Raw genomic sequence first — 8,926 nt, forward strand, 5'->3', positions numbered from 1 at the left:
ATTGGTCACTGGCCTGACAGGTTTTATTGGGCCTCGTTTTTGCGTCGCTGAAACCTTTTACTCAGGACCGCCTTATAATACTTTCCAAGGTACCCTTCCAGATCCTCCTTTATTGCCGCATAACGAAGGGGGTTAAAGGTAATGTAAGAGTTACCCCGGAAGATAGTACGACTGGATGTTTTCCAGTCGAAAAAAACAACCCCGGTTTCCTTGTCGCCACCGTCGCTATCGATCGACGCTAACGACGTAATAATAAGACCGTTCGCCAGTTGGTCACATGGCATGACCGTCAACCTGACGCCTTTGCTTTTGGTCACTTCACGATGAAACAAATCAATCGCTTCAGGTTCCTTCTTTAGCGCGTCCAATGTCGAGTCGACAATTGCGCTGAGAGCCGTTGCCCCTGGAATTGCCGCTTTCGCCGCCTCAACACCAGCCTTGATAATATCGGTAACAATGTTATCCATTGTCAATTGATGAGAGCTCTTCTCATAGGCGGTATAACCGGAGTCCGCGACAAGACAACCCGCCTCATCCATGCACTGTAGAAAGGCGAGGTACCAGGCTTTCGGATCATTGCCAGGAACTTCATAGCTCGCCTCCAGCTTCGAAAACTTAATCAGATTTTCGATAATCGCCATGTTTTCAAGGGAAATATTTGCGCCATAACCCACCAGCGTATCGGACAATACTGCGGCATCCAATTCTTTGGCTGGACTAGTAGGGTCTATTGCTGCAAATGCCTTTACGCGAGCAACAGAGGGCTGCATTAATTGGCGTTTACTAATACGCGCCTTTATCAACGCAACGCTTTTATCAAGGCTAACGGCACTTTCCATAACTTCCATATTCAACATTCCTTTGATGAGTCAATTCATGCTCCCTGTGGGCATGCATTGAATTTATCGCACAGCACTCCAACGAACAAACCGAATCTTGATTCCACATATGTACAACAACCCCTTCACCCGGCCAACAAGCAAGAAACATATTAAGAACAAATTCCATAGCGCTACTTCATCTCAACAAATGCAATCTACTTGAGTTACTTTGCACGCAAAGCAACTACCAAAATTAATCAGGAATACTTATGAGCAACAACACACCCTGCGGAATGGTCACAGGCCACAATCTTATCTCGTGTATTGACGAACTATCCTTGCAAGACTTTGATGACATGACAGACTGCACGCGAATTGCAACAAGATCAGCCGACCTCGGCCATGGCCGCTTTGCCAACTCACAAGACTGGCTGGAAGAATATGTTCGCACGTTGATGTTTTTGGGATGGTCGCTCCATGAAGGCGTCATCAGGACACGTACACGCTCGGATATCACCGGGAGCGTTGCCGACCTCCTGGTACGCAGTGCGCAATCCATGAGCGACTCAAGGCAAGGGAACGCCATGATCGACACCCTGGATGCTTTGAAGCCCGAAAAGCCCGTCGTGCTTTCACTGGATGAAGAGAGTCGTAAAGGGCGTCGCTTCCAGGTAGCACCCTCGCGTTACGATTCAAGTGGAAACCTTCATATGGCGGTTTTTAATCTCGAACTGGTTGCCAATACCGAGAAGAGCGGCTTTTTGTTTTGGTCTTGGGAGAAACAAACAGCAAAAATCGTCCAGCAGAGTGCCTTTCTTAAATTGGACAGAGAGGTACTCGACACCAAAAGGGAACTCATGGAGAAGAAACTCAGAGATCAAATCATGAAGCGGTTTGCCTTGGCGAAGAGACAGCCATAAACCCTGCGATAAATGAGCCCCGAAAGGCGTTGCTGCTCCGATTGAAGCAACAACGCCCCGCAGAGGCGCGCAACGCAAGGCTGGCCATTCCACAGACCATCACCTCGCGCCACAGATCATCTTTAAGGGGTCAAAGGTTCCGTGACGGCCATCTTCGTCAAGAGTGCCGCAAGCTGATTGTCTTCATCTTCGATAGCCAACACTTGCACCAAGTCATCCTGGGTAACAGTCATCGTAGCGCCATGCACCTGAAGGCGCAGCGTCACCGGGTTGTACGAGTTTGAATCGGCGAACTGATCGCGCATGATCAGCGTGTGCCCTGTGGCCGGGTCAGTCAACAGCAGCTGCCCTTCGACCCGACTGACCCACCAGGTATCCTGGGCGCCCGTCTCTACGATCAATGTGCCCGGCATCACCGAACGGCGACCATCAACCACAATGCACTCAAGCTGCTGCCAGACAGCGCTCGACAAACAGCAGCTGATCGCACTCGATCCATAACTCAAGACCAACTGACTGACGCCGTCAGGTATCAACGGCATAAGGTCCTTGAGTTCGCCCTGAAACTCCAGCGACAACACCTCGCCCTCCCGACGTGCAACGCTGCTCTCCAGCCATACGTCCCTCGAAGTGCTGTAAGTCACTTGGCTGGGCACTTCGTGGAGCAAGGCCGTTTTTTTCTGTCGAACACCCAGCAGTCGGGTTTCAAGGCCCGTATTGACCTCGCCAACCACCTGATCAATGTCCACGACGTACCATTGATACCCCGAGTGACCGCCAATCGATATAAACGCTTCGTGGGGATGCTCGCTCACCAAAGCTTTCAAGGCGTGCCTCACACCCGCATCGTAAGGATCATTCGCTCCCTGCTTCGCCAGCACCCAATCTCCCGTGACGCCGACAATACGTGCCGGCTCACCGAAGCGCATCTCGAGTTCGACGCCCTCAAGCGTTCGCCCTCGCAGACCGGTTTCATGTGCCCATACGTGAGCAAAAGACCATTGCGACCAAACCTTTTGAGGCGCAGGCAGCAGGTCCTGCCGCAGAAGCTGCTGGCCATTTTCAAAGAGTATCTGTAGTTTTTCAGGCTCAAAAAACGCTTGACGATAGAGCTGGCCAGCGGACACATCCAACAGCCAGCCCGCCTGATCATTTGGCGTCGTTGCCACTAACCGCACCACCTTTTCCGGCCCGAAGTCAGCCATTAACCATCGATGGTCGGTGTACCAGGCGCACAGCTTTGCGCCTCCCCTGCCGTTACCCAGACCAAGAATCGCAAAGCTCAACGCTTGATACTCCCTGGCAACAGCCTCAACCTCTGTCCACCACTCAAAACCAATGCCCAACGGCCCCCTGGCATCCTCCAGCCAGTCTTCCGTTATCGCGGCCAGCTGCGATCGCCCTTGGTCATCGATATCGAAATACAGCCCCTCCCTGGTCAACGCGACATAGCGCCCTTCATTGGCGACGACCTCAATCACATTGTAGAGATCGATGCGCTCGGCCTGCGCATCCACGCCAGTGACTGCCGGCCCGATCTTCTGGCGATAGAGAGTGTGATTGTGCTTGTCATAGAACAGGAAGACATCGCCCGCACTCGTGGTAGGTGTCAGCAATAACGGGCTCACCGGCCCGCCTGGCCCTTCTGTCTGCGACATATCCGGACGGATCACCAAGCCATCGGCGTCACGCACCCAAGTGCTGACCGGATCCTTCTTACCCTCAGTCAACGGTGTGATCGAGACAAACGCCGCCGGCTTATAGTCCACGACCTTCACTTGAGTCAAAGGCCACAGTTTCGAATCCTTGACCAACAGTTCGTAATCCCAAAAGAAGTTTGACCACCCCTTCATCACATCCTTGAGCAGCAGGTTGTGCTGACGTTCGGTCAGATGGCATGCGATCGCCATCAGCTTCACTTCCTCCTCGCCCAACAGGTAGATCACCTCGGCTTCACGCCCGGTGCGCTGTGTCACCTGCTGAACGATGCGGATGACTCCGTGCCCGAGGTCTTGAAACACCGAAATACTCGAACCGGGCACCGGATCCATCAGACGATAGAATCGATGGACCTGCCCAGTGACCACGTCAGAGCGCCAGATGAGCGCTTCACGGGAGCAATAAAAATACGCCTGCTCCCCCATCACCGCGCCCAGCCTGGCTTGGTTTGCCAGCGCTGGCGGCAAGTCGCGAGCGTAGATAAAACGATCACGGGCCTGCTCATAAAAAGCCGTGGTCAACTGTGGCTCTTGCGGGTCTGCGAACGGAACCGGGAAATTCTGTACCGCAGTGAATGGGCTGGCCAAACGATTGGTGCGGGCCAGTTTCCTGACCCGAGCCTGGATCGTTGCAGTGTCGACAGACGGGTCGGCCTCCAGCTCTTCGAGCAACACCTGCCGCGCTGTCCAGTCAACCCGAAACGAGTTATGCGAAGTCTGGACAATCAATTCAGGCGTACCCATGACCTGGACATCGACAGCCCCCAGTTTCAGCTGACCCTCGCCGACATCAATATCCTCTTCGCTCAACCAGAGCGCATGTAGCGTCCAGGCCATCGGACGAGATTTCTGAGCCTGTGACAAACTGACTGATCGCACACCCGGGTTGAGTGTCAATGCGCAATGGCCACCCAAACCTTCAATGCTGTAGGACAGTTTGCCGCGCAATATTTTTGGCAGTTCGGGCACCAGCAACGAACGTGGTTCCTCATCCAACAAGATGTTGATTGTTGTCTCGACTTCCACCGGATACAGATTATGCAAGATGTACTCGGAGGGAAACTTGTAAAAGGTAAACCAGAATTGGCGACCGCCTGCTGCGTCGTACTCCAGTTTCAGTGCAGTTTCAAAATGCTCGGAACGCGTGGTCGAAAACGGCAGCGCCGAATAATTAAACCCGAACCAGGTCTTGGCCACGCAAGGCAGCACGAGGGCCTGAAAGGTCGTCGGATCGGTAATCGTGGCATGCTCCGATAACCCGAAGTGCTGTCGAATATTGATGGCTTTTGAACGATCGATATTCGGTTCCGGCGGGTGCAGCGTGGAGGTATTGGCCGAGAAAATTTCCTGGCTGTCGAACGTCAATTGCTTGTTGCGCAAATCAATCTCGCGAATGACCGCGTAAGGATTCGGATAAAACACCCCCTCTCTGACCGAGTGACCGCCCGAGCGATATGCATTGTCGACGCGATTCAGGTACTGACCGATCCGCCGCCCTCGTTCCAACGTGCCGTTGAACCCTTCGACCAGTGCGCTCACACCAATGGCCAACCCGCCGAGGATCACTCCGGCCCCGCCAAGAAACGCAGCGGCCGTACTGGCACCTGCCAGTCCGGCGCCCACACCGGCCACCGACAGTGCCAACCCCGTCGAATCGAACGCCAATTGCGTGCCGTATTGCGCCTGTTGCAGATCGTCCTTGGCATTGGCCAGCAGATAGATATCGAAACCCAGAGTGGCGAGTTGCAGCACTGTGGCCAGACCGTCCCGGGCAATATGCCCCAACGCGTTGACCACCACCGAGGAGGTGGTCCGGGCCACCAGTGGTGCATCGCTCAACGCCACCCGGAACAACTTGACCAGTTCCACGACGTCGAGCAGATTGCCATGCGCCAGTTGCGCGTAACTGAGGTAGCCATGCATTTGCACGGCAGTCGTCAGGCTCCGGTCTTCATTGATGTCGCTGACTTGCTCATGGGACTTGAGCGCCATCAGCAACGCCTGAACCGTAAAAGCCGCATTCAGGGTATGCACGGCGCTGACGTCGGTCGGGTCGACCTTGCCCGGTACTGACGGCTTGACCGACAGCGTCTGAAAAGTCTCCGTCAGGTAAGAGCGGATTCGCGACAGTACACTGTCAGAGCTCGACACCCTGACGGTGCGCGCGGGGTCCTTGAGATTGACCAGGCTGATTTCATACTGACCACCAGGCATTTCTCGCACACTGTCGAACACCGGCGCAAAGTCTCGCCCAAGGTTGTTTTCCGCGTGTAGACGAGCTGCACTGTTCTGAATCTGTCCTGCCCAGTAGCGAGCGTCCAGTTCGTTCAGTCCACGCCCCAGTCGGGCATTTTCCGACAACGAACGCGCCCTCAACGCGGCGTGATGCTCCCATGGTGTCACCGTCACACCGGGACTGATCGGATCATGGCTCAACAAACCCGATACATTATTGTGTGATGGCAGCGGCTGATCGGCGATAGCCGGGCCATTGAGGTCGACGACGTTGAACGTTGCGTCCATCAAGTGACTGATGTCATACAGTTTGGCCAGCTCCGGGCTGCTCAGAAATTGCTCAAGCGCACGGTTCAGGTCCTGCGCCTGTTCAAACCCGAAAACACCGAAATTCGGATCGTAGAAGCGGTAGGCACTCGCCCCCCCATTGACGATTTTTGCGACCAGCAGGGAATGGCTTTCGGTGTTGAGCATCAAGGTGCAGGTAGACGTCCTGGTCTCTAGTGCATGCATGACCTGATCCAGCCGGGACGCACCCAACAGGATGCCCGACCGCGCCATTGGCACCGTACGCAGTTCATCGAGGGTTGTTAGAAAAGCGTGGGTTTCATTGGCGTCGGGCGAGAGGTTGGCATTGGCCAGCCTGCCGCTCAGAGCGTCCACGGCCGAGGGGCCCTTTTCAAGGGCCGCTGCCATGGCCAACACCAGTGGATAACAGCGTCTTCCGGGATCGCCTTCACCCCGAACCAGCAATCCCTGAGGCATCAACCTCCCGCTGGAAGCGCCCTTCGCAATGAAAGTTTCCAACACTGTGGCGCTGCGCTCAAAGATAAGGTGACGCAGCTCGTATTCGGCCTGGAACCTGATCCTGGCAACGTGCTCACCCCATTGTCGGACACTCATCGGCTCCGCGAAGGCCAGCACCTTGAGCACTTGCGCACTAGGGACATCCCCGTGAAACGTCGACGGCTTTTTGAAGCCGGCCTCGAACCGGGGATTTTTTTGCTTGAGCAGCGTTTGCTCGATGGCTTCATAACGCGCCGCGAGGCCACGCTCGGCGGTATTGGAGGCAAGAGCCCGAGTAGCCTTCCAGGCTTCGCCGAAACCTTGTTCGTCGAGGGTATGCGCTCCGAACAGACCACCGAGCACGACCCGTTGCAAAGGGCTCAACTGGTTCAAGGGCAGCGAACCATGTTCAATGCGGGAGAACATTTCGTTCAGGTTGCCCACCGATTGCGCCCCGTCCGACTTCGGCAGTTCGCTGACCGTTTGTGCCAGGATCTGCTGGCGCTCAGCAAAACTGATGGACAGCGGTTTGTCTAAGGTTACTTCGCCACTTAACTTGTCGTTCATCGCCCGGATGAAGCGCTCGCCCTGTTCATCGAGCAGTCGCTGCAGCACGTCAGTCAACAAAACCGGCTTGCCTTCGATGACTGGCCATCCTTGTTTGAAGGTCAGGGTCTGCCCCTTCAGCAACTCCGCAAGATTGCCGGTATATCGAGCCTTATATTTGCCGTCGCGCCAACTCTGCTGTTCTTTCGACACCCACTCTTCATGTTCTGTGACATTGTCGACCCACCCGCTAATGGTCTCTTCTTCTGTCGCACGGTTGTATCCGGTGTCGAGTTTCAGCTGATCTTTCAGCTGCGCCATAGTGTCCGGAGCGCAGTTGGCTTGCATAAAATCGTCCATCCCCCAAATGGCAGCGCCGGGCCCGGTCAAGAGAATCGTCCCAGCGGCCTGGGGATAGATTCCGTCGCGATGGTAATTACCTATGGCGTTGAACAGTTTGGGAATATTCGGATCCCTATAGTCCAGGGGACGGTGTGTCAGCTCACTTTCCCGCTGAAGGATTTCTTGAGCGAACTGCCCGGCCAAATCGCTATCCCAATGAGCACCCGTTTCGATGATTTTCTGTTCCACATCGAGCAGCAAGTCGTAATTGCTGCGAATGCGCTTCATGATCGAATCAACCATTCCGGACTCAGGATGAGCCATGATGAAAGCGTTCATCTCTTTGTTGCCAAGCGCCGTTCCCAAACGAACACCTTCCTGTGGAACGGTCAGCCCTTTGGTCGCGGCAAAAATATCAAGCACGTCAGGACTGCTTTCTGAAAACTTGACTAAAGCTTCCCGGTCTTCGACGGGTACTGACTCCACGTGACTCTTGTACCTATTCTTGTCACGCTTGGGCATCAAGGCAGGATTACCATTGAGCAACAACTGCAAGACACCCAACTTTTGACCGAAGGAATACTTGCTGATGTCTACACCGCCCAACTCTTCGACCAATGGCGGCAGATAGTCCAGGTCACTGTAAGTACCGCCCTCCAGGCTTTGCGCCTGAAGTCGAACCACATCCGAAGCGGCGGCCAGATTCCCGCGAAACGACACTTCGCGCTCATAGACGTCCCACAGAAAGTGAGAGCTGAATGCCGCGCGGGCATCGCGTACCCGAACGTGCTCCCCCGCCATCGCCAAGTGACTCTCCAGGTATCGCGCCCTCGCGGCTTCAAGCGTGACCCGATCCTGCCCATAGGCGTTGACCAACAAATCTATGCGCGCATCGTCACCTTTGCCGCCACGTTGTTGAACAGCTTTGACGTGTTCGAACATTTGCTGTCGCAGAACCACCACACGACGTTCGACAAGTTCAAACAGATCCTTGAGCCGGGTCAGTTCCGCCCCACCCGTCTCCATGGCATGCGCCTTGGCGGCTTGGGTAATAATCCGATTGGTATCAAAAGCCATCAGCGCATCAGGGTCATACCAAAGATTCAAGGTATACCCGTCTTTACTCAGCACTTGCTTCCAGATATTGAAATAGTCGCGCTGATTATCCCCGAACAGGGCGCCGCCCACCCAGACAAAGTGCAACTTTTTTGGCACAGGTTTGGCAGCACTCAACAGTTCGACTGTTGTATTTAAACGCCGCAAGTAGTCCGCCAACTTATCCTGAACTGCTTGTAGCGCGGTACTTGAACCCCTTGGACTTATTGATTCAAGTGTTTCCTTCAAAAGGCTTACTGGCGTCAGCCGGGCCTGCGGACTCGATGCTTCGACAGCACCTTCGTAGTAACGCAAGGCTGCATCATACTCCGGCACGGTTTCGAAACCATTCAACGCCGACTCCAACTCGCTGCGCTCAAACAATGTCGAAAGAGCGTTAGCTTGATTAAGCGCTACAGGGGTTTTACTGTTCACTATCATTTCCTTATGAATAAAAATCGAC

3 protein-coding genes are annotated in these 8,926 nt (G+C 54.6%); 1 reads left to right on the forward strand and 2 read right to left on the reverse strand.

The features are described 5' to 3' along the window. Positions 1-23: 23 nt before the first annotated feature. A complete protein-coding gene (locus tag AACY49_RS08935; RefSeq protein ID WP_339523071.1) occupies positions 24-848 on the reverse strand; it encodes a hypothetical protein in 825 nt (274 codons plus the stop codon). A gap of 242 nt (positions 849-1,090) precedes the next feature. On the opposite strand from AACY49_RS08935, the gene AACY49_RS08940 reads away from it, so the two are divergent. Next, positions 1,091-1,741 (forward strand): hypothetical protein, encoded by a 651-nt coding sequence (locus AACY49_RS08940; protein ID WP_339523073.1) that lies wholly within the window; start codon positions 1,091-1,093, stop codon positions 1,739-1,741. 122 nt (positions 1,742-1,863) lie between these two features. Here AACY49_RS08940 and AACY49_RS08945 read toward each other — a convergent pair whose 3' ends face one another. Beyond that, on the reverse strand, positions 1,864-8,898 hold the full coding sequence (locus tag AACY49_RS08945) for a TcdA/TcdB pore-forming domain-containing protein (protein WP_339523075.1): 7,035 nt from the start codon (positions 8,896-8,898) through the stop codon (positions 1,864-1,866). Positions 8,899-8,926: the final 28 nt, after the last annotated feature.

The sequence above is a fragment of the Pseudomonas sp. EL_65y_Pfl2_R96 genome (assembly GCF_963970905.1).
Lineage (GTDB): Bacteria > Pseudomonadota > Gammaproteobacteria > Pseudomonadales > Pseudomonadaceae > Aquipseudomonas.